At 59.7% G+C, this 21,104-nt stretch carries 12 protein-coding genes and 10 pseudogenes; 7 read left to right on the forward strand and 15 right to left on the reverse strand.

Features of this window, described 5'->3' with window-relative positions; all coding sequences use genetic code 11:
* Positions 1-79: 79 nt before the first annotated feature.
* The 4 genes and pseudogenes from CIT37_RS33555 to CIT37_RS40230 form a co-directional block, all read right to left on the reverse strand.
* A pseudogene (locus tag CIT37_RS33555) lies at positions 80-651 on the reverse strand (IS66 family transposase); the annotation flags it as partial.
* A 226-nt stretch (positions 652-877) separates the two neighbouring features.
* Positions 878-1,464 (reverse strand): annotated as a pseudogene (locus CIT37_RS40225) (SbmA/BacA-like family transporter).
* Between the two features lie 129 nt (positions 1,465-1,593).
* Positions 1,594-2,142 (reverse strand): annotated as a pseudogene (locus CIT37_RS33570) (IS6 family transposase); the annotation flags it as partial.
* Between the two features lie 26 nt (positions 2,143-2,168).
* The gene (locus CIT37_RS40230; protein WP_018648284.1) at positions 2,169-2,402 is read right to left on the reverse strand and encodes a DUF2188 domain-containing protein; all 234 of its coding nucleotides are present in this window, start codon (positions 2,400-2,402) and stop codon (positions 2,169-2,171) included.
* A 779-nt stretch (positions 2,403-3,181) separates the two neighbouring features.
* On the opposite strand from CIT37_RS40230, the gene CIT37_RS33575 reads away from it, so the two are divergent.
* Positions 3,182-3,388, forward strand: coding sequence for a hypothetical protein (locus CIT37_RS33575; protein ID WP_223153709.1), 207 nt, complete (start codon positions 3,182-3,184; stop codon positions 3,386-3,388).
* 20 nt (positions 3,389-3,408) lie between these two features.
* Here CIT37_RS33575 and CIT37_RS33580 read toward each other — a convergent pair.
* From CIT37_RS33580 to CIT37_RS33605, 5 genes and pseudogenes are all read right to left on the reverse strand, one after another.
* Positions 3,409-3,908 (reverse strand): annotated as a pseudogene (locus CIT37_RS33580) (transposase domain-containing protein); the annotation flags it as partial.
* 113 nt (positions 3,909-4,021) lie between these two features.
* Positions 4,022-4,709, reverse strand: a pseudogene (locus tag CIT37_RS33585) (IS3 family transposase); the annotation flags it as partial.
* Positions 4,710-5,541: pseudogene (locus tag CIT37_RS40280) on the reverse strand (transposase); the annotation flags it as partial.
* Between the two features lie 83 nt (positions 5,542-5,624).
* Positions 5,625-6,584, reverse strand: a complete 960-nt coding sequence (locus CIT37_RS33600; protein WP_244611314.1) for an omptin family outer membrane protease — start codon at positions 6,582-6,584, stop codon at positions 5,625-5,627.
* A 72-nt stretch (positions 6,585-6,656) separates the two neighbouring features.
* On the reverse strand, positions 6,657-7,100 hold the full coding sequence (locus tag CIT37_RS33605; protein WP_244611315.1) for an outer membrane protein: 444 nt from the start codon (positions 7,098-7,100) through the stop codon (positions 6,657-6,659).
* 695 nt (positions 7,101-7,795) lie between these two features.
* Between CIT37_RS33605 and CIT37_RS33610 the strand changes: the two genes are divergently transcribed.
* The 3 genes and pseudogenes from CIT37_RS33610 to CIT37_RS33620 all read left to right on the forward strand — a co-directional run.
* A protein-coding gene (locus CIT37_RS33610; protein WP_244611316.1) for an IS5 family transposase occupies positions 7,796-8,556 on the forward strand; the annotation gives its coding sequence in 2 pieces (ribosomal slippage) (positions 7,796-8,135 and positions 8,135-8,556; 762 coding nt in all).
* 2 nt (positions 8,557-8,558) lie between these two features.
* Positions 8,559-9,358 (forward strand): annotated as a pseudogene (locus CIT37_RS33615) (transposase); the annotation flags it as partial.
* Position 9,359: 1 nt separating this feature from the next.
* A pseudogene (locus tag CIT37_RS33620) lies at positions 9,360-9,819 on the forward strand (IS481 family transposase); the annotation flags it as partial.
* Here the strand turns inward: CIT37_RS33620 and CIT37_RS33625 are convergent.
* The 4 genes and pseudogenes from CIT37_RS33625 to CIT37_RS33640 form a co-directional block, all read right to left on the reverse strand.
* Positions 9,811-10,113: pseudogene (locus CIT37_RS33625) on the reverse strand (AtuA-related protein); the annotation flags it as partial. The pseudogenes CIT37_RS33620 and CIT37_RS33625 sit on opposite strands and share 9 nt — an antisense overlap.
* Position 10,114: 1 nt before the next feature.
* On the reverse strand, positions 10,115-11,473 hold the full coding sequence (locus CIT37_RS33630) for an acyclic terpene utilization AtuA family protein (protein ID WP_109866551.1): 1,359 nt from the start codon (positions 11,471-11,473) through the stop codon (positions 10,115-10,117).
* 1,050 nt (positions 11,474-12,523) lie between these two features.
* Positions 12,524-13,270 (reverse strand): class II aldolase/adducin family protein, encoded by a 747-nt coding sequence (locus CIT37_RS33635; protein ID WP_095424714.1) that lies wholly within the window; start codon positions 13,268-13,270, stop codon positions 12,524-12,526.
* Between the two features lie 109 nt (positions 13,271-13,379).
* A complete protein-coding gene (locus CIT37_RS33640) occupies positions 13,380-13,829 on the reverse strand; it encodes an NAD(P)-dependent oxidoreductase (RefSeq protein WP_244611317.1) in 450 nt (149 codons plus the stop codon).
* A gap of 1,719 nt (positions 13,830-15,548) precedes the next feature.
* Between CIT37_RS33640 and CIT37_RS40355 the strand changes: the two genes are divergently transcribed.
* A complete protein-coding gene (locus tag CIT37_RS40355; protein WP_521119052.1) occupies positions 15,549-15,746 on the forward strand; it encodes a hypothetical protein in 198 nt (65 codons plus the stop codon).
* Positions 15,747-16,018: 272 nt separating this feature from the next.
* Here CIT37_RS40355 and CIT37_RS33645 read toward each other — a convergent pair whose 3' ends face one another.
* A complete protein-coding gene (locus tag CIT37_RS33645; RefSeq protein WP_095424716.1) occupies positions 16,019-16,312 on the reverse strand; it encodes an ABC transporter permease in 294 nt (97 codons plus the stop codon).
* A gap of 131 nt (positions 16,313-16,443) precedes the next feature.
* Here CIT37_RS33645 and tnpB point away from each other — a divergent pair, with 131 nt between their 5' ends.
* Together tnpB and tnpC are read left to right on the forward strand one after the other, a co-directional pair.
* Positions 16,444-16,698: an IS66 family insertion sequence element accessory protein TnpB gene (tnpB, locus tag CIT37_RS33650; protein WP_152036292.1), complete on the forward strand. Its 255-nt coding sequence runs from the start codon at positions 16,444-16,446 to the stop codon at positions 16,696-16,698.
* A 166-nt stretch (positions 16,699-16,864) separates the two neighbouring features.
* Positions 16,865-18,415, forward strand: a pseudogene (gene tnpC, locus CIT37_RS33660) (IS66 family transposase); the annotation flags it as partial.
* Positions 18,416-19,036: 621 nt separating this feature from the next.
* Here tnpC and CIT37_RS33665 read toward each other — a convergent pair.
* A complete protein-coding gene (locus CIT37_RS33665) occupies positions 19,037-20,560 on the reverse strand; it encodes a porin (protein WP_095424717.1) in 1,524 nt (507 codons plus the stop codon).
* Positions 20,561-21,104: the final 544 nt, after the last annotated feature.

A 21,104-nucleotide genomic window follows, 5' to 3' on the forward strand; every position in this document is an offset into this window, starting at 1 on the left:
CAGCGCTTACGCGTTCGGAGCGTCTGCCACTCTTCGTTGCCACGTACTCGGTCGAAGGGTAAGCGGCAAGCTGCGGCCGTCAGGCGGCGTGGTTCCATGGCATAAGCGCGTCGATTTCGCCGCTCGGCCAGCCGTTGGCGATACGCTGAGGCGTTAGGCTGAGCCAGGCGCACGGATCGACGTTATTCATCTTTGCTGTCTGCAGCAGTGTTGCGATGGTTCGCCCAGGTTCGTCCGCCGCCGTCGCTACCGGCAAAGAGGCTATTCTTTCTCGTAATTGTTTGTGGTCAGATGGCGCGTTCAACGATGTTGGAGTCGAGCTCGATGCGAACCATCAGTCTGGAAGCGTTCGAAGATGGCACGGCGCGAGACGGCATAGCGGATTGCCTCAGCCAGTTTTGATTTTCCGGAAATCCGCCGCAATGTCTGCTGCCAGAGATCGAAGAGATCTGCGACGACCGCTGTGGAGGCTTGCTGGCGCGCGGCAACGCCTACGTCGGGGCTTTGACCGCGTATGGTCTTCTCGACCTGCCAGAGCTTCGCCATCCGCTCGACCGTCGCCGTTGCCACTTTCAAGCTTCCTGCAACATGCAGCTCATAGAACTTGCGCCGGCTGTGTGACCAGCAGCCAGCCAAGGTGACGCCATCTCTCTTGCGTGAACAACGGACGTATCCATTTCTTGATCTCTGGAAGCGACGCCGCCCACAACGCAAGCGTCTCCTCGATCGACGCTGCTGGCGTCCACGACCTCCGAATCATGGTGTCCATAGATTCAGACATCTCCTAAAAAGGCAACTGTAATGCTAGGATTACCCCTAGGACCTGCAGCGCTCGCGTCCGTCAAACAAGGCGGCCTCAATGGAGGGATACCTTCCATCAGCTGGATGGCTGGATCATCCGAAGGCTCTGGTCGCGCCGCGGAAGCGGTGGCGGAACGCAGCCTGGAAGGAATATCCGACCGCTCGCAAAGCGCATGGGGTCCTGCTGAACGCGCTGCGAGGCGCCTTCGATGGCGCGCAGCCGCGGCCAGCTTGCAACATAGATATCGTTCATCGCCGTCCGCCAGCGGAAGATGTAGTGACTGACGAAGAAACGCGTCATCACACCGACACGACCGCAACAAGAGCAATGCCGGCAAAAGTCGACAACTCGCTGTAGAACTGCTGGACCATCACTTGCGCCGATTTCGAAAGCGCGGCCTGGACAAGGTCATAGAATGGCCCATACCAGCTGTTGATGGCGACGCTGACCTGGACCTGAAAGTAGGAGGTGAACAGTATTAGCGCGGAGCCAAGAATCGACCACGTCGCCCAGGGGTGCGGCGCAACCAACATCCAGCCAGCCGCAAATATCGCGGCGCACGCGGCGAAATAGAGGTCGAACCAGAGAGCCGGCGCCGACGAGAACGTCGCCAACCCGACCTGCCTTTTGCGGCGCTTCGAACAGATTGCTCGCGAAGCCATACCAGACCAGCATCGTCAGTGCGGTCCAAACGATCGCCGAGAGAAAGAACAGCTTGGGTCGGGGGAAAAACGAGAGGTCCGAGCATCTGTGGCCTCTTGGATTACAGGAGACCGTCGGGCATCGTCAACTTAATCGACCGCCGAGCCGAAGGAGGCGCTTCTCAGTTCGAGATTCGGCTTGTCGCGGAGATTTCGCGCCAAGTCGCAAAGGCTCGCTCGCGCGAAGCACGACGGAAGTCGGCGGTGACGGCTCCGGGATAGGGGATGTGGAAAAGGTTCGCGACCTGATTGATCGTGAACTGACAGAAACCGTTGAGCCTGATCGGACGATTTGAAACCCTTCATGATCGGCTTGCGTCGCCGCGTCGGCTGATGAGAAATCTCGGCCCGATTGTCAAGAGCTTTGTGCTGGCGATGTTCGACGTGAAAGCCCATCTTCGCCCTCACAGGGCCGTACGAACGGAGCTTGTCCGTGATCATCACGCGCGGCGGCGTGCCGGCGTATTTCAACAGCTTCTTCATGAGCCGCTGCGCAGCGCGTTCGGCGCTGGATCAAGACGTCGAGAACGAAGCCATTTTCTGGTCGACAGCGCGCCAAAGCCAAGTTGTTTGCCCGCGATCGAGAAGGCGCTGCTGCAAAACTACGGGGTGACCACCTGAGGGCCGTGTCCGAGATCGGCCCAGAAGGCCAGCGCCAGCCCGATTTAGCCGGACGGTGGGTATGGGTCCTGGCCATATGTCCACTCGTGTCTGAACCTGTGGTCATGGCCCTGAACTAGAACCTGAGCGTCGCGTCCTACCTTTCCCTCCTTGTGGGCAGCGTCGACCGCGACGCGGATCGCCTCTTCCTCAGTGGCGTAGGGGCCGGAGTACTCGCAATTGAGCGCAACCATCCACTGGCCTTTATGGCGCGTGACGAAGTACTGAACGCTTGCCATAAGCTTGCTCCGGCATCGCCCCTGGGATCGATAAACGGGGTCGTACTCTGCAAATCTGCCGCGGTCGCCTCAACTACCGGATTTGGTGGGCTCCAAGGAGCAGCGCCTTGTAGGCTGGCCTGTTTGCTGTACCCGCGGAGACCAACTGCCGCGCCTTAGTTTCCCTTATTCACGAGAACCGGAACGTAGCAGCTTCAATCGTCGTAGATGTGGCCCAGCTGCTAGCAAGTCTCTCTTTCTCGTTGGAGTCGAAGGCTGGATTGATGGTTGAGTGCTGCGACCGTTTGCGTTTGATCGACAAATGAACCCTCCAAATAGAATGTCGTCAGGGTCCAAACTCCCGGGAGACCAGCCGCACTCGATCGCATTTGTAAGAAAGCGCTCGTGCGGGTCCGACCTTGCCTCTTTTAGATCGTACGAGGCAATAAATTTGGCATCATGGTTGCTCCACTCCGCGGCGCACACGCGGACTTGGAGGCACGCGGACATGACTCGGCGCCGTCGGGAGTGAGAACCCGACGCTGTCCCTACCGCGCCCGCGCGGCCAGTGAAGTTGGCGGCGGTGACTCGGCGCTCACGCCTCCGGAAGCGCTTATCCCTACCACGCGCTGCAAACTTCGGTGGCCAGCCTTCGCCCTTGGATAAGCGAGACCGACCACCGCGGCCCCCCGAGAGGCTCAATTCCCAAGGGTGCTACCAAGCAGTATCGCTGAGAAGGACTGGAAGCACCTACCAGGATTGGTTGGTGCCGATCTAATGTGGCCTGGGGCAAATGCGCCATGGCGACTGAATTTGATACGATTTTTGATGTGATTGAGCGTCACCGCGAGCTTTCGGTGCAGCACGCCGCCGCGGTATCGGTATCCGCGAAACTTGTCGCAGGTCTCGAGTTTCATGCCGCCGACGCGATCAGCGAGGAAAGAAGGTTGGCTCTCGAGGACTATGCAGACGTGCTCACTCCAAGCCGACCACGCTTGCGGACGTGATCAGACTACCGGCTTGGCCGACGGTCGATGGCGATGCCGTGCGTCGCCAACATCTGCGCCTGGCGATAAAGCGGCAAATGCCAATGATACTTGGCATCGATCACATGCGCTGACCAGCCGCTCCGTGGGCAGTGTTCGGGCCCGGCATGCTGGAGGACGACGCCATGACAAGCGCGGCAGGCCAGTTTGGGCCGGCGAGTGACGATTACGCGATACTGCGCCGGTACGACGTCGAGCCTCTGGCTCTCATCGCTCCCAATTTCAAAAAGGACGCCTGCGCAGCACGGGCGGCAGGTTGCAGTGGGCATCAGGGTCTCGACGATGCGCGGCAAATACTCCGGCAGCTGACCGCGGTTGGCTCTGCGCTCGGCAGTTCGCTTCTCGCAGGTTCTTGGATTGGCGTGATCCTCGGCTGCTTCGAGAGCCGCGACGGCCTCTTCGATGCCCTCCAAAACAGGCTGTAGTTGATCAGCGTCCAGCTTTCCGACGATCGACCGAACTGCGCATCTTTCGCAAGCTTGCGCCACGCTTACGGCCTACTGGGTTAGCGCGATGTCGGATCGCGGCCAATCAAAAAGGCAACTGCAGCTAGTTCTTTTCACTTGAGCTGCTGCCGGTTTGATGGACACCCGGTTAAGCTAATCCCACCTTGCGCTCGAACGCAACCGGGCTGAGATAGCCGATGGTCGAGTGCCTGCGGGTCGTGTTGTAAAATCGTTCGATGTAGTCGAACACATCGGCGCGTGCCTCGTCTCTGGTTCGATAAATCTTGTTGGCCGTACGCTCGGTCTTGAGCGAGGAGAAGAGGCTCTCCATCGCCGCGTTGTCCCAGACGTTGCCGGAGCGGCTCATGCTGCAACGATGCCGTGGTCGGCCATCAGGCGCTGGAACTGCTCGCTGGTGTACTGGGACGCTCGGCGGCGAACTGCCGGTCAAGGAGGTTCGCCGGTACGGTCTCGAGCTGTCGATCGCCGTCATCCTTCGGCAAGCGCCGACGTCGCGGCCGCGCCCGCAAGCCTTGCAGGCGCATCAGCCGCTCAATCCGGTGCAGGCCGCAATCCGCCCCGTCGGCGAGCAGGTCACGCCACACCCGGCGTGCGCCATAGGTGCGGTCGCTGGCGACGAAGCTGGCCTTGACCTTGCCGCCGAGCTCCTGGTCGCTGCGGGATCTGGCGCTGGGAGAGCGGTTGAGCCAGGCATGGAAGCCCGACCGCGACACTCCCAGCGCATCGCATAGCCATGCCGCCGGCCAGATCGTCCGGTGCTTCGCGACGAAGGCGAACTTCATGTCGCTTCCTTCGCGAAGTAGGCTGCGGCCTTCCTAAGAAACAGCCGGATTGGCGTCCCCCGGAAGAGCCTGTAACACGAAGCCCAGTGATTTGACTCGGCGCTGAAGGTTGGCGAGCACACGGCTGCGATATTGTCGCTCATATTGGTCTGCACCCGGATCTCTGTAGGGCATGCCGTGCCGCAGGGTGTTGTAGCATAGAACTGCGATCTTGCGGGCGGTCGCCGTCACCGCCTTTGATTTGCCTGCACGTGAGGATAGCCGGCGATAGAATGCGCCGAGCGCCGTATCGCTCCGTCCGACAGTAGTGGCCGCCAATCGCAACAGTGCGGCTGCCCGACTGGACGATCTTCGTGTGCGTGAAGACAGCACCTTGCCGCCAGAGATTTTGTTGCCCGGTGCAAGGCAGCGCCACGAGGTGAAGTGCTTGGCGCTCGGCCATGCCCTCAGATCCGTGCCGCACTCGCCGATGAGCTTCAGCGAGAGGGACGGACCTAACCCATGGATCTCAGTCAAATCGACGCCGAGCATTCCGTACAGCGCGGCCCTGACATCGAAGGTAGGTGTGTTGACCTGCTTGGTCTTAACGCGTGGCTTTGATAACTTTGCGCCCGCTTTTGCCCCTTTGTTGTAATACGGCGATCAAGGCTTCGAGCTTGCGGTCGCAGTCCAGCATCTTCGCCTGGTAAACGTCGTATAGTTCCAGCGATTGACGGAGGGCGAAGACATGTTCTTCCCGGTCGTTGCCCACCAGTGCCGCGCGGATTGTCTCGGTCGAAGAATGACAACGCACGTCCCGATAGGTTGCCAACACGTCGGGATTGCGCTCGCCTGCAACAACGGCTCGGATAATCCGCATGCCGGTCCAGGTGGCGCGGAGGTGGATGGTCACTACCAAAGCTTGAGGGGGCGTCGAAAGCCTGGCTCTTGGCTTTTGGTGCGATCTTTTCAATCGAGCTTATAGGAGGCCTGACAGAACGTACCCCAGCGTTCCATGCTGTACTTCGCAAGCATGGTCGGCTCAACGCAGCCGCTGCTGCTGCACAATGAGTCGCTTCGGCTGTTGGTCCACATCGCCCAGTAGCGGCCACCGACGCCGACGCTGAAGTTCCTGGTGACGAAGTAGGACAAGACGCCTTCAACCTGGACGCCTCGGCCCCCATTGCTCCGTTGTTCATCAAACATGGTCGTCGGGCGCAAGAGATGATGGTCACGCCCCTTGAAATCGGTCCAGGGCAGGTAAGCGACGTCAGCGTTCAAACGCCAGCGCTCGGTGAGCATGGTTTCGGCGCTTAGGCCGACACGAGCTGCATTCCACTGAGTATTCTGGCTGCCAACGACCTGGTCGTCGTCCGGCGCCAAGCATGGAGGTGGGGCAGCTATCTGTACACACCCCCTCGAATCGGAGCTCTGTTCGTAATACGTCCAGCCGATAAAGCCGCCGACATTGTAGTTGGCGGCGCGGAGGAAATCATAACCTACGTCGGCCGTGTAGTAGGTGTACCTCCCGTTGGCCTGGCCTGATATCGTGTTGACATAGGAGAGGTTCGGGGGGAGGCCCCAATCTTCGTCGTTCATGTGTCCTTTGTCGAAGCGCCCAAGGCCAATGTTGCCCTTCAGGAACACCCCCCACGGGCTGTCGAGACGGCCAAATAGCTCCCCGGAAAGTCCGTCAAGTCCGTGATAGGTGAGCCTCGATATTAGCATGCTGGGGTCTTCAAGGCCGCCGGAGGCCACTGCGCTGCGGTCCCATTGGAATCGACCCCGGCTGAGCCAGAGTCGCGATCCGCCTTCGAACGACCAACCGGCCGTGTAAGCAATCGGCGCCGCGCCGGCGGGCGCTTTTGCGTAGAGCGGCGCATCGGGCCAACGCACCACCCACGGGTCGGCGCCAAAATGGTAGTTCAACCCGATCTTTCCGATGTGATAGCTGCTGGAGAGGCTGGTTATGTTCGCCGGAAGAATGGCGAACGGCGGATTCTACACCGTCGGAGGCGTTGCGACACTCGGCCCGCCGAAATGGAGATAGTCATACTCGACGTTGACCGACCATGCAGACGTAAGTGCTTGCTCGACGCCTAGCCCGATGACGCCACCGAGGCGACCATAGTCGAAATGGGTTTTCTCCTGTGGCGCGCCGCCTTCAAAGTTGTTGACGACGTCGCCTCGATTGTTTTGCCAAGCCACTCCTCCCTTAAGATAGGCCAACGTGCGGCCCAGCGCGCCAAACGCGTAACCGACGCGCCCAGTCCCGGTGGCAAAGACGTTGGGACCTGCCTTGCAGTTTGCACTCACGACAAAGCCGGAGGCGGCGAGGCAAGTATTCGTGCCGTCGGAGACAGCACCGCTGGCATCGAGTTCGACGCCGAACACCCAGCCATTCTTCTGCCAATTGTAGCCGATCTGGCCACCCGCGAGAAGCACTGGGGTATCGACGACATCGCCATAGATTGACGGACCGTAGGATTGCTGAAGGAGGTTCGGCCGTAGCCGCCGCCGAGGTGCCCGCCAATATAGCCTCCCGACCAGTTCCACACCGCGGGCGGCAGTTTCACTTCTGGCTCAAGGTCTGCCGCGTTCGCTGCACCGTTTGCGACGAGCGCAATTGTCGTGGCTCCTAAAAGAAGAACTCCGGATCGCATCCAACACTTCCCTGTATTGTCTCGGCCCACGACCGAGCGCCCTTAAGTTATCGCCGCAGCAAACCGTCGGGGCGGACCAGACGCTAACAGCGACGCGCGCCGAGTCCGCCCCCGAGGATCATCGCAAGCGATTGGTGGTGATGCCGCAAAGAGAGCAAGTCGCGTGCCGAAGTGAATTCGCAGGCTATGCAGGCACTTCGTCGCGGCGTGTGGCGCCAAGTTGCTCACATTGGTCTCGATACCGACAAGGGCCACGTTACCCGAGAGTGGCCCGCTCGCGCGCTGAATGTGTACGCGCGGTGGCGCGTGCAGACCCGGCCCGTGTGATGTCAACAGGAAGCCCTCTGCGCTTCCCCGACTACGGCGCTGTGTCGCCGTTGATTTTAATTTCACCGAGTCCTACTGATGGGACTAGGGTCTGTACCTAAATAGCGCCACGTGATTCTCTTGCCTACGTGTTGATTCGGGGGCGAGAGAATGCGCGCTGGTTTGTTTTGGCTGAACGACAGGCAATGGGCGCGTATCGAACCGCATCTGCCGAGGGGACTGACGGGGCCGGATCGGGACGACGACCGACGCACCGTCAGCGGCATCATTCACATGCTGCAATCGGGTGCACGATGGCGTGATTGTCCACGTGAATACGGCCCTTACACGACGATCTACAATCGCTTCAATCGCTGGGCCAAGCGAGGACGATGGTGCGCAATCTTCGAAGCGCTGGCCAAGCCTGGCGAAGACGGCGTCGTACTGTCGCTCGACTCGACCTCGATTAAAGCTCACCGGTGTGCCTCCGGCGGAAAAGGGGGGAGCACAATCAAGCAATCGGCCGCTCGCGCGGAGGCCGCACGACAAAAATCCATGCGCTGAGCGATCCGCTCTGCCGGCCGGTCGTCCTGCATCTGACTCCAGGCCAGGATGCCGATATCGCTGCGGCTCCCGATGTCCTGGCGCTCGCGCCACCCATGAGCGTGCTCCTCGCCGACAAAGGGTATGATGGCGACAAGCTTCGCGGCGCAATCATTCGTCGTGGCGCCAAGCCCGTAATCCCCAATAAATCTAACCGTGTCGTCATCCATCGCTTCAACAAACGCGCCTACAAAGGACGAAATGTCATCGAACGCTGCTTTGGCAGGCTCAAGGACTTCCGGCGCATCGCCACGCGATATGACAAGCTCGCCCGTAATTTTTTGGCCGCTGTTCATCTCGCCGCTCTCGTCGCATATTGGCTCAATTGAGTCTGGACCCTAGGTTCACGGAAGAGCAGATTATCGCGGTACTGAAGGAACATGAGGCTGGGGCGAAGACAGCCGACTCGCTCGCAAGCACGGTGTTCCGAGGCGACGATCTACAGTTGGAAGGCCAAATTCGGCGGCATGGACATTTCCGAAGCGAAGCGGCTGATGGCCTTGGAAGAGGAGAACGCGAAGCTGAAGAAGTTTCTGGCCGAGCAGATGCTTGATGCGGCCGCACTTCGCGAGCTGGTTTCAAAAAATATAGTAGGGCCCGCCGCCAAGCGCGCTGCCGTCGCGCATCTTCAGGCCGTCATGAGCCTGTCGGAACGGCGGGCCTGCTCGATCGTGGGGGCGGATCGGAAGATAATCCGCTATCGCTCCAGCCGCCGCCGGACGCAGTTCTGCGGGGCCGATTGCGCGATCTCGCCAACGACCGGCGGCGTTTCGGCTATCGCCGGTTGTTCGTCCTGCTGCGGCAGGAGGGCGAGCCGTCGGGGATCAACCGGATCTACCGGCTTTATCGCGAGGAAGGGCTCACCGGTCCGCAAACGGCGGGCTCGCCGCAAGGCCGTGGGGACCCGTGACCCGATCCTGGTAGAGGCGAGGCCGAACGCGCGCTCGCTGGACTTCGTCCACGACCAGTTCGCCAATGACCGCCCCGTCCGCATCCTCAACATCGTCGACGAGAATACCTGCGCGCGATTCCAGAGACGTCGATCTCGGGCGGCAAACTGACGCCAATCGTCCAGCGAACGCTGGCAAGCCAGGAATGATCGTGTCCGACCATGGCACCGAGTTCACCTCCGCGCGGCTCGGTCAGTGATCTGAAGATAGGACCCAAGGAGCCAATGTCTACCTCTCTATCGGTGGAGGACGAAGCCATCATCGTGGCCTTTCGCAAGCATACCCTGTTGCCGCTCGACGACTGTCTCTACGCTCTTCAGGCCACGATCCCGCATCTGACCCGCTCATCGCTTCATCGATGTCTTCAGCTCCACAGCATCTCGCGGCTGCCGGACGTGGAAAATAGCAAAGGCATCAAACGCAAGTTCAAGAGCTATCCGATCGGCTACTTCCACATCGACATCGCTGAGGTCCGCACCGCCCGAAGGCCGGCTCTATCTCCTGGTCGCCATGGATCGCACCTCCCTCGAAGTTCGCCTACACAGAGTTGCACGAGAAAGCCACCAGACGCGTCGCCGCCATTGGATCCGCCAGCGTGCACCCAACGTTCCCTTCGCCCTTCGGACAATCCGGCTCGGAAATCTCGATATCGAGCAGCGCCGAACTGACTGACTTGCCATGCGCGTCCAGCGCCAGGGAGCGCGTCACTCCGCCGTCCAACGCCTGGCCGAGCACGAAATTTAGCGCGGCTAGGTTGGGCAGCTCGTAGCGCACAACGCGTCCATGCACAAAGCTGCCCAGCCACGCCTTCACGCGTTGCGCCGTCAGCTCGGCGCGAAGATGAGCGTAGTGAGTCGGGTCCCGACAGATGACCGAGACGTTCAGCGTGTTACCTTTGTCGCCGGTCCGAGAGTGAGCGATCTCGCGCAGTTTCATCTCAGATCTCCACGAACGTGAATGCAGGTTGCACGACTTCGCGCGGCAGCAGGACCGACTTCACGGCGAGCAGCTCGCGCACGGATTTCCCTACGCCGCCCCCGCCCGCCGGACCATTCGTATAAAGCGTCTCGACCTCATTGCCTATGCGCTGGGCCTCGTTAAGAGAGTCTGTCCGTCCTACCACTCTCGCGCGTACTTCGGTAGGCTCGCTTGCCGTGGAGTCCAACGTGTTACCGTACAGCGAATCGACGCCGATCATATCAAAGCGGAGTTCGCCCGTTTTCACTCCCGCTATTGCGAGCCGTTCACGGACAATCTGCAGCGCGAGCCGTGCGCGCGTCATTGCACCGGAGCCGCCATACGAGATCTGGCCTTCGCCAATAAAGCCGTCGAGATATCCGACGGAGACCTTCAGCGTGGGTGTCGGCGCACCGCCGCGTCCGCCCGTTACGCGCACACGGTTTGACGTATCTTCCTCAATTTCGACTCCAGTAAAATCGGCGATTACGTCTGGCTGGAAATATTGAGCGGGGTCTTGGATCTCATAAAGCAGCTGTTCCTTGCAGGTCGCCGCGCTGACGCGACCGCCCGCGTGCGGCAGCTTTGTGACCGTCACCGTCCCGTCTGCTGTAACTTCTCCGATCGGAAAGCCGAGACGTGCGAGATCCGGCACATCCTTGAACCCAGGATCGGCAAAATAGCCGCCCGTCACCTGCCCCGCACATTCCAATAGATGACCTATCACCGTAGCTTGACCAAGCATGGTCCAGTCGTCCATCCGCCAGCCGAACGCGTGGATCAGCGGCGCGGTAAACAGCGAAGGATCCGCCACGCGTCCCGTCAAGACAATCTCCGCGCCCGCATCGAGCGCGCCGACGATTGGCCCGGCGCCGAGATACGCGTTCGCGGATATGATACGATCGCGATACGCGATGATTTCCTCGCCACTTTCGTCGAATCGCCAGGCGCCGCTCAGTACAGCATCGAGCACGTCGTCACCTGTGACGGCAGCGATCCTCAACGGCGGCAGTCCGAGTTCACGTACGACTTGTGCCGTTTTCAGCGCCGCGGCAACCGGATTCGCCGCGCCCATGTTTGACACGATACGCACGCGGTTCTTCACCGCTACCGGCAATACAGCGCGCATCCGCGCCTCGAGCAGCGGATCGTATCCCTGGTGAGGATCCTTGCGACGCGCCTGCTGAGCAATTGCGATTGTGCGCTCCGCAAGGCATTCAAAAATCAAGAAGTCGAGCTGACCATGCTCTGCCAGTTCCACTGCCGGCTCGATGCGGTCCCCCGAATAGCCGGCCCCCGCGCCAAGCCGGATCACGGGTGGGTTGACTGATGGAGTCATACTCTCAACACCTCATCTTGCCATTGCCTACGAGAAGATCCCTACGCGAAGCAGGCGTTCGTCCTAGCGACCCAACTTTGGAACGGAACATAAGCTCGGTGGAATCTTTTCGCCATCGCGACGCGCCGAAGAACCCGCGGAAGCGTAGCTCCGCAAAGATCAGGTCCGAGCTATTCAGCCTCCTTTCATTTCACGGCCCACCCCACGGTCCCAATTTTCCGCGGCCACATGAAAGCTCAGGCCGACACGCATAGGTAGAAGGCACGAGCAACGTCGAACGTCCTTAGGAGCGGCATCACATCGCCACACACCACGTTCAGCGATTTCAGGTCGCACGCGACGCCCTCGTTTCGAGATAGATTGATCGCATGTAGACGTCTGGGCGCAGGTTCATCGCGCTATTGCGCTCAGCATCCATCAGAACGTTTTGGTTGAGTGCGTTCATTAGCTTTCAAAACATTCACTCGCACCGTTTGACCAAGCGACCAATCATGCGCAACGCTTACTCAGTTGCGGAAAAGAAATCCGCCGACTTTTGGCTGTGGCGCACACAGTTTCGGCTGATTCCCGATATTTCCGAAGGATTCCATCGCAGGCCGGTGTTCAGGCTGACATTAGACCACACTCCAGTATGCATACATTGCTTAACGGCCTGCAGCTGCGCCCATGCGCCAATCTAGCCTCAGCAGATTAAGGGCTCCCGCCAACATAGCAAAAGCTTGCGAGACCATCCGGCCGTTCGTCCTCGCTTGAGGGCAACAGTCGTATGCGCGGGTAAGCGATACTATAGCTGGCGCGGATTACGACTCCACCCCGCCGCATCGAGGTCCGCGGATCCCACCGACGACGCTCAACTCGGCTGCGCTGGCAGACAAATGATGGGTGCCCGCGACCGGCAGATGCCAGATGATCGGCGCAGTCATGTCGTTCTCCAATTCAACAGCAGATCGTAGCCATCACCGTATGTGCTGATGTTGAGCGCGATATCTTCAAATTTCTGCGAACCTCGCATCGCGCTCGATCGATTACTCTCAGCGCCTATTAGGACCATCAGGTCGCGTAGTCCGGGCTGATGCGATCGAGGCGGCGCCGGAGCGCGGCCCAGGCGCGCAAGCCATAGCTCTTGCTCTCGCGGTAACCTTTGCTTTGCGCCGCAGTGTGAGCGACGATCTCTTCGGGAGGGAGCGTGATCTTTTGGCCCCCTTGTGTAGCCGCAATTTGGATGCGGCAGGATTGCTCCAGGTAGTACATATTGAGGAACGCCTCAGCGACTGTACGCCCAACGGTGAGCAAGCCGTGGTGCTTGAGGATCATCACGTCCTTATCGCCAAGATCACGCGCAAGACGGGCACGCTCGTCTAGATCATCCGCGATGCCTTCATAGTCGTGGTAGGCTATGCGGCTGTAGAGCTCCATCGACATTTGGTTCAACGGTAGCAGGCCTTGCTCCTGCGCGGCTACCGCCATCCCGGCCAAGGTATGCGTGTGCATGACACACTGTGCATCATCGCGATTCATGTGCACCGCGGAATGGATCGTGAAGCCTGCGCTATTGATTTCAGACACTTCCTCTTTCTCGAGGGCATGCCCCTCGGGGTCGACTAGGATAAGACTCGAGGCCGTAATCTCGTCGAACATCTTGCCATACGGGTTGAGTAGGAAACGATGTTCCTTGCCGGCCACGCGTGCCGACAGATGAGTGTAGATCAGATCGTCCATGCCGAAATGGGCAATCAGACGATAGGCTGCAGCTAGATCGCAGCGAATCTCCCATTCTTCAGTATCAATGTTACGCATATTCCGTTTCCTCTCTTCATCGCAGCGCGCTGCAGCTAGGGGACGCCTCCGACGACGGTCACGACCGCCCCAAAGCACTGAGCACGCTGGTCAGTAACCTCGCTTCAGATCAACCAAATTCCGTAGCGGCTTCCCGTCGAGGTATCGCTGCAGATTGCCGATGAAGATTTCTAACGCGATTGTTGTAGTCGCTCAACCAGCCGGCAACGTGTGGAGTGATGATAACGTTGGGCATCATCCAGAGCAGGCTATCAGCTGGAAGTGGCTCCCGTTCGAATACGTCAAGGAGGGCCCCGGCGATGGCGCCTGCCTGGAGTGCCACGATAAGCTCGTGTTCCGCAATCACCGAGCCGCGAGCGACGTTCGCCAGAAACGCGGTGGGACGCATGCACTGGAGCTGCTCGCGACCGATCAGCTTGGAGGTTTCCAGAACATGCGGAACAGCAAGGACATCGAAGTCGGAGAGCCGCAGGAGTTCAGTCAAGCCCTCAGGCGGGAAGAGCCTGTCAACTCCCGGAACGGGATCAGTCGCATCGCGTTTCGAGCCGATCACGGTCATGCCCCCCCCCCCCCCCGCGGCGGGCGATGGCGGTTCCTATCGATCCGAGCCCGACCACGCCGAGCGTCCGCTCTGCCAACGGCGCGACCGGCACTCTGTCCTAGGAAATGCCTGCGGTCCTCTGCTAATCGGCATCGTTCTGGCTCCATCAAGTGTCAATGGGTTGAAGTCCCGAGGCCAATCAGGACATCGCCCGGAGCGAGCGCTCTCACATGCAAGCTACACTTTCCAAAACGAAGTATATCACCCATTTTACGCGGGCAACGCATATTTTATGCGGCTATCCGCGATCTCGCGCCGAATTCGCTGGACTCAAGCCTCGTTGCGAAAACTCCAGGAGGGAAAAATCGGCATGGCGCGGAGAGGCAGATGATCTGGGCTTCGATAATGATCGTCTTGAGGGGCCAAGGCTTCAGGGCGAGGACACAAGTGGGACTATCTTCGAGCGGTGGAACATCACCGCTCGCACCCCTAAATGGGAACGTTGATTCGGAAGTGAAACGAACTCTCCTCGCAAACGGACTAGGCGAATAAAGGTGTGATAACGGACGGAGCCTGCCTCGTCAGCGGACGAGAAACATTCGTTGACCGATCTCCCGCGCTGGTGCGCCGCAGCTTTGGCGCATGCTCAACAACGCCTAAGTCGAGTCGTTCTTGTTGCAGTGAAGCCCTCAAATTTGCCGGAGGATGCGCCGCGTCGTACAGCGTTGGTAGGGCTCGGCGCGAACGATCCAAGCCAGCATCGGCCCGGTCGACGTCCTACGGCGAAGATTCGCAACCGCGGGACGCCCAACGATGGCGAGGTCCGGTTTCAGCCGGAGGACGGCGGGCCGGCTTTTCCAGTGTCGTACGGCGGCAGGTCCCGGTGCGCACATTCAATGACTGGGGATCACCTCCACCGGGGTACTGCGATGCGGATCTGGTTGCGCACGGCGGGATGTCCGTATCCGTCGCGTTCATTCAGACACTCAATGGTGGATATCGCAACGGGGTGGACCGAATGCTTTCCGCTCGTCGTACGTTGAAGCAGCTCTTGTGGTCGTGGCTCTCGAGCGCGCGCAGAACCTATTTCCCCGGCCCGTTCGCGGGCTCGATTTTGACAACGAAGCGCCTTTCATGAACTGACGTGTCGTGGTGCCGCTCTCACGATGTTGAAGTCACTCTTTCGAGTGCCTAAAAGAAGAACGATGAGGCCTTCTTTGAACAAACGACCGGAGCTATCGTTCGCCGCCTAGTCGCTGGCGGCGGTTTGAAGGCCTTGATGCTGCTCGCTCACTAGCTCGCCTGTTTGCGGCGGCACGGCTGCACATCAATATCTTCAAGCCATCGTTTAAGCTGAAGGAGAAGCACCGCGAAGGTGCCAAGGTGGTCAAACGCTATCTTCCTCCCCGCTACACCGTACGAAAGAACATTGGTCCACCCGAGTCTCAATGAGGCATTTAAACGTAGGCTGCGGATACCGCACGCTTGATCTGGTGGCATTGCTGGCACAGATGCGGGACGCTCAAAATGACCTGGGCAAGCGCGTTGATCGGTGGGTTGGAAAGCCAGCGACTGCCATCGCGCCGGTGCATAAGCGACTTGGCGGCCTATGCCCGAGAGCTCAGCGATGGTCGGAAAGAGGGTGAGCAGCGGGCATTCATCGGCGCCGCTATGGGCGCGCAAGCGTGTGCCACGTCGGCCATCGATGCTCGACCCCTACATCCCCACCGTCGAGGAATGGCTCGCCGTGGCTCCGCACTTGTCTGCTGTCGATCTTCTCCCCGGCTCGAAGCGCATGCGCCTGGTCGGTTCAGCGGCCCTCAGCGGCGTACGGTGCAGCGATTGGTGAAGAATTGGCGATCAAAGGCCGGTCGACAGCTCATCAGCAGCGTAGAAGTCGAACGATCGGTTCAAGCTTCGTGTCTTAGTATCTAATCCCGCCAGGTTCTTTCGCCGAATCACCGCAAGCCGCTCGCTCGCTAGGGCACTCTTGAGGGCGCGCTTCGCGAGCGGCTTGCTCGGACTCGCGGCGGCTGTTTCAGGCGACACTAGGGTGCGCTTCGGTAACATATCATCCGAGGCAATATGAGGGGGCAGTTCCATGACGCGCGACAGATGTCGTCGCTACGGCCTACACCGCATATTTAGCCTCGATCATTCCATAAGGTCATGATCGTACGAGCCGTGCGCCGACTGTTCGGACGGCGTTAAAAGAACATGCCAATGGCGATCACCACACTGGGAACGACAAGTGGTGACAAAAGGACGGCCGCTACCAACCGTTTTCCGGGAAAGCGTCCTCTTACGAGGGCAAGGGCAGCAAGCAGGCCGAGCGTGGTTGCGAGCACCGCCGAACCAATGGCGATCTCGAGCGATGCCACCACACGCCTTTGCCACTCGGAGCTGGTCAGCACGGTCTCGTACCAACGTGTGCTAAAGCCGACGGGCGGCCACTGCATATCTCGGACCTCCGTAAAACTCAAAGGCGCGATAATCAGCATCGAACGGCCGCAGGCGCGCAAGTTTTGTGACTGGCCTGGATATCGTCAAGGCGCAGAGTCGTGCTGCGGACTGACACAGCCATAGATGCTGACCAGCTATCCCGGGTGATCCGTGCGGTGCGAGCGTCACGATGATCGCGGCCGGTGCTGATCTGAAGATTTACGTTGCCACGCGGCCGATCGACTTCCGCTGTGGCCACGACGGGCTTGCGGCGAAGGTACAGGAGATGCTTCGTCTCGATCCGTTCAGCGGCTCAGCCTTCGTGTTCCGATCGAAACGAGCGGACCGGATCAAGATTTTGATCTGGGATCGAACGGGTCTGGTGTTGGTGCACAAACGCCGCGAAGGTTGCAAGTTCTTTGGCCAACGATCGCGGACGGAGTGATGCGCATGTCGCCGGCGATGTTCGCTGCCTTGTTCGAAGGGCTGGATTGGAGATTGGTCCGCCCGGAAGAAGCACGGCGCCCGGAGGTGGCGGGATAACTGCGGCAGAATGACTCGGAGCTATTTTGATCGTGGCGCGGGCGGCGGCGATGTGCTCGAACTAGCGCATGAGCATCGCGACACTGCGCGACGAAAACGAACGCCTAAAGGCGCTTCTGGCGCAAACGCAGGCGGCCTTGAGCGAGCATCAGGGGGCACTGGCGGCATCGGAGGAAGCGCGGCGTCGGCCGGAGGTCATTCTCGGCGAATTGCGACGCGACAAGTTCGGCTCGAAATCCGAGAAGCTGCGACCAGATCAGTACCATTTGCCGCTCGAAGACGTGGAGATCGCGCAAGGCATTCTGGACGCGGCGTAGGAAAGAGCCGAGAAGGTCATCCAGGGTCGATCGCGCAGCGATCCTGATCGAGGCTCCCATCGCAATCGCGGCTGTCTGCCTGCCCATTTGCAGCGAGTGGAACGGATCATCGAGCCTGCGAGCACGCTCCGTCCGTGCGGTTGCGGCGCCATGACGAAGATCGGCGAGGACGTCAGCAAGCGACTCGACGTGATCCCGGCGCAATGGCGCGTGCTGGTCACACGCCGCCCGAAATACATCTGTCGCCGCTGCTCGGGCCCTGTCGCGCAGGCGCACGCACCGGAACACGTCGTGCCCGGCGGGCTGCCGACCGAAGCGGCTATCGCTCATGTGATCGTCTCCAAGTTTGGCGACCACACGCCGTTTTATCGTCAGGCCGAGATCTATGCGCGTCAAGGCATTCGGCTTGATCGGGCGACTCTGGGCAACTGGTCCGGCCGCGCCTGCTTCCATCTTCAGCCCATCGCGAGCCACATGCGCCGCCACCTGGCCATGGCGGATCGCCTGTTCATGGACGAGACCATGGCACCGGTGCTTGATCCCGGGCGAGGTCAAACGAAGAAAGGCTACTTCTGGGCGATCGCGTCAGACGACCGTGGCCACAGCGGTCCAAGTCCACCGATCGTGTTGTTCCGATATGCCCCCGGTCGCAGCGGCGCCTTCGCGGAGCAGTTCCTGGACGGCTTTGGCGGAAGCTTCCTGCAATGCGATGCCTATGACGGATATGACCGGCTGACCGAAGTCGTTCGACCGCAAGGGCCTTGGACGCTCGTGCATTGCTGGAGCCATTTGCGCCGGCGCTTTGTGAAATTGGCCCGCAACAGCAAGTCGCCGATCGCCGAGGCCGCCATTCGGCACATCGCCCAGCTTTACGCCATCGAAGCCATGGTGCGCGGCGCATCGCCGGACATCCGGCTGGCCGCGCGCAAGGAGCACTCGCTGCCCATGGTCGCCGCGTTGAAGTCCTGGTTCGAGAAACAGCTGTCGATGATCTCCAGCGGTTCGACGCTCGCCGAGGATATCCGCTATGCGCTCAATCATTGGCAGGGGCTGACCCGCTTCCTCGAAGACGGGCGTCTCGAGCTCGACCCCAACCCGGTCGAGAACGCCATCCGGCCGATCTGCTTGACCAGGAAAAACGCGCTCTCCGCCGGACATGAAATCGGGGCGGAAAACTGGGCTTTGCTCGCCTCGATCGTCGCCACCTGCAAACTCAACGACGTAAACCAATGCGCACAACTATCGGAAATGTGCCGAATTACGTCGAGAACGGGGCCTGCCATGGCGGGTTCCGAGAAATGGAAAGATGTTGACGTGGACCGTAGAATGACTAGTCAGCATCCTAGTCGACCAGAGTTTCGCAATCTTCGAATCGCGTTGATCGCACGATGTAACAAGTCGTGAGAGACGCCAGAAGAAGTGCTCAGCCATTGTGATTTTTCCTCAAACGATTTGTTCAACAAGCAATTGCCAGCGCCGCCAGCGGGTTGCCCAAGAGCAGCCGAACTGATTGCCAAATTGCATCCAGTGGTGGGGACGGACATTGACTGGGCTATTCGGGTCGGTCTCAAAACCGGAGTTTCTTTTTGACAAAGCAGGGACGAAAGCGGCCCGGTATGATCTCCTACGCTAATGCAACTCCACGCAGCCAGCGACTCGGCAGAAGCGGAAATGATGGGCCGGTAGAGAGGCCCCAGTTCGACGAAGCCCACATTTCTGATCTGCAAACCCAGAAACAGAACGGATCATTCGATTCGGGATGCCGGGAAGGACGCTACTCCTCTCGGGCCAGCTCTGTCACTATTCGGGTCAACTGATCTCAGACTTAAAAGGCCTCCGGCGGGCATGCCGAAGGCCTTCTTGGAGGTTCACACTTAAAGTAATGGAGCCGCTTCTTTTCTCCTTTTGATAGTTTACGGAAACTCAGAAGACGCGCACTGCACGCAACAGGAGCACGAGACTGCCCTGGTCTTTAAGGTCATAAGCAGCGGCCGGCTTGGCGACACCCGACTGCAGCGGCAGGGTGACCGTGCTTCCGCTCGCATGTTTCTGGTCAAGCATGGCGTAGGCAAGATCGGCCGAGAATGTCAGATTCTTGACCGGGCTCCACCGTGTGACCATGCCGACAACCGAGTAGTTGAAATCAGGATTACATCCAGCAAGACCGCTCGAAAGAGCGAGGGTTGCGACGAACGCCCCACAAATGTAGCCCTTGGCTGTACTGTTATAACGCACAGCACCCCACCCACCGTAGACGGCGGTGTTCCACTGCGGATTCCAGTTGTGGGTGTAGGCCCCTTGGAAGCCGTAGGTCGTAGTCAGCTGTTGGCCGGAGCCAGTCACGAATACTGAGTCAGAGACGCCACCTAGGCCGACGCTCTGGTAAGCGCCCACCCGACCGGTACCACCGTACATCGCAAAGGCGGTCGTGATATAGTCCTGGAAGTTATAGCGGCTTGCGCCATCAGTATACACGCCGGTCATATTGATCGTGTCACCAGCACCCGTCGGGATGTTTTTGATCGACAACGCCAGCTGGCCAGCCCAACCCCACTTATCGTTCGGATGGCCTGTCGTTTCATCCGCACCATAGTATCCGGCGTGATTGTCATGCGCGGCGACCGACGCCTGGAAGAGACCCCATGCTTGGTCGACGCGAACCATGGCGACCAAGTCAGGTGACCTCGTTCCCCCGATATTGTTTGTGCCGTACGCACCGGTCGCGAGTCCTGCGGCCGTCGCACCGCTCACGTTCCAGATACTGGACTGGTATAGGGCAACCTGATCCTGGGCCGAGAAGGAGGCGGTAATACCCTGGCCGAAGTCAGCAGTATAGGTGAATTGGTTCACGGGGTCCCAGCCGCCGCCGCCCGGCAGAGTGTCGAGGCTGTTTCCCGGATAGTTGGCCCAAGGCGCAGAAAACTGCGACTGCGCCTTACCCAATGTGAAGCCCGCGAACTGGATGAAAGCATAGTAGACGCCGAGCGAACCACCAGCGACCTGTGAACTTGTTGATGTGGTGTAGGCGGTGGCGCCATTGACTGCAGTCGTGCCAGCACCGCTATAGCCGCCGGAGGTCCAGGTGAAAACAGCATCGAAGAATGTGCGGACGACGCCATACTCAGTCGCGGTGCGCGTGTCGATGTTCAGATCCATACGAGACTGAGCGGTGTAGTTGTTGCTGAGGCGATTGTGCGCCCCCGCCACACCGCTATCGGCGGCGTAATAGAGTGTATTCGTGGCCAAGCCCGTTTGGGCACGGAGATAACCACCGAACTTGATGCAAGTATCAGTGCCGGGGATGTAGTAGAAGCCTGCGCCATACAGCGAGCAGATCTTGACGTATTCCACCGCCTTCGCCTTCAACGGCAGGTCGGCAGCCTGCGCTCCGGCTCCAGCGATCAGACACGTCGCCGAACCGAGCAAAAGGCTCTTCAACATGTTCATAAATGTCCTCCAAAGTGTTTCGGCTTAAAAGCGGCGGCTCGGCCATTCCGGAAGAGCCAATCGACTTTCGCCACGCCCCCAATCATTCTCGACCTGCAGGGCCTTCTTCAACGCTACCGACCGATCGAACCGGTGACGTCGCGGTGCGGATCATCCCGCCGCTCGCGTAGTTACGTTGACAGATTGCACTTGTTATCGGCGCCCAAACTTCGTACGGAACGGACCAATGCACACGCGCTCTCTGCAGCCGTGCTGTAATCGCGTCATAAGGGTACGGTCCGAACCATCGTTGAATAGGAACGTACGATCCGTACGAAGAACTTCGATTTCGGGCCGTAGCAATGATGACGAGCAATTCACTTGGAGGGAACGTACACAGTAGTTCGGCCGAGAAGTATGGCACGCACAAAGACCGATGTTGGAGTTCGACCGGCCGATGAACCGCGGGCGACACGGACCCGCGATTAGCGCCTTCGCCGACACGCCTCTTGCTTTGAGCGCAGCATCTTGAGGTTGAGCAGGCTTGTACCCGCGGCTTCGATGA

Origin of the sequence: Bradyrhizobium ottawaense (assembly GCF_002278135.3) — a bacterium.
GTDB classification, from domain to species: domain Bacteria; phylum Pseudomonadota; class Alphaproteobacteria; order Rhizobiales; family Xanthobacteraceae; genus Bradyrhizobium; species Bradyrhizobium ottawaense.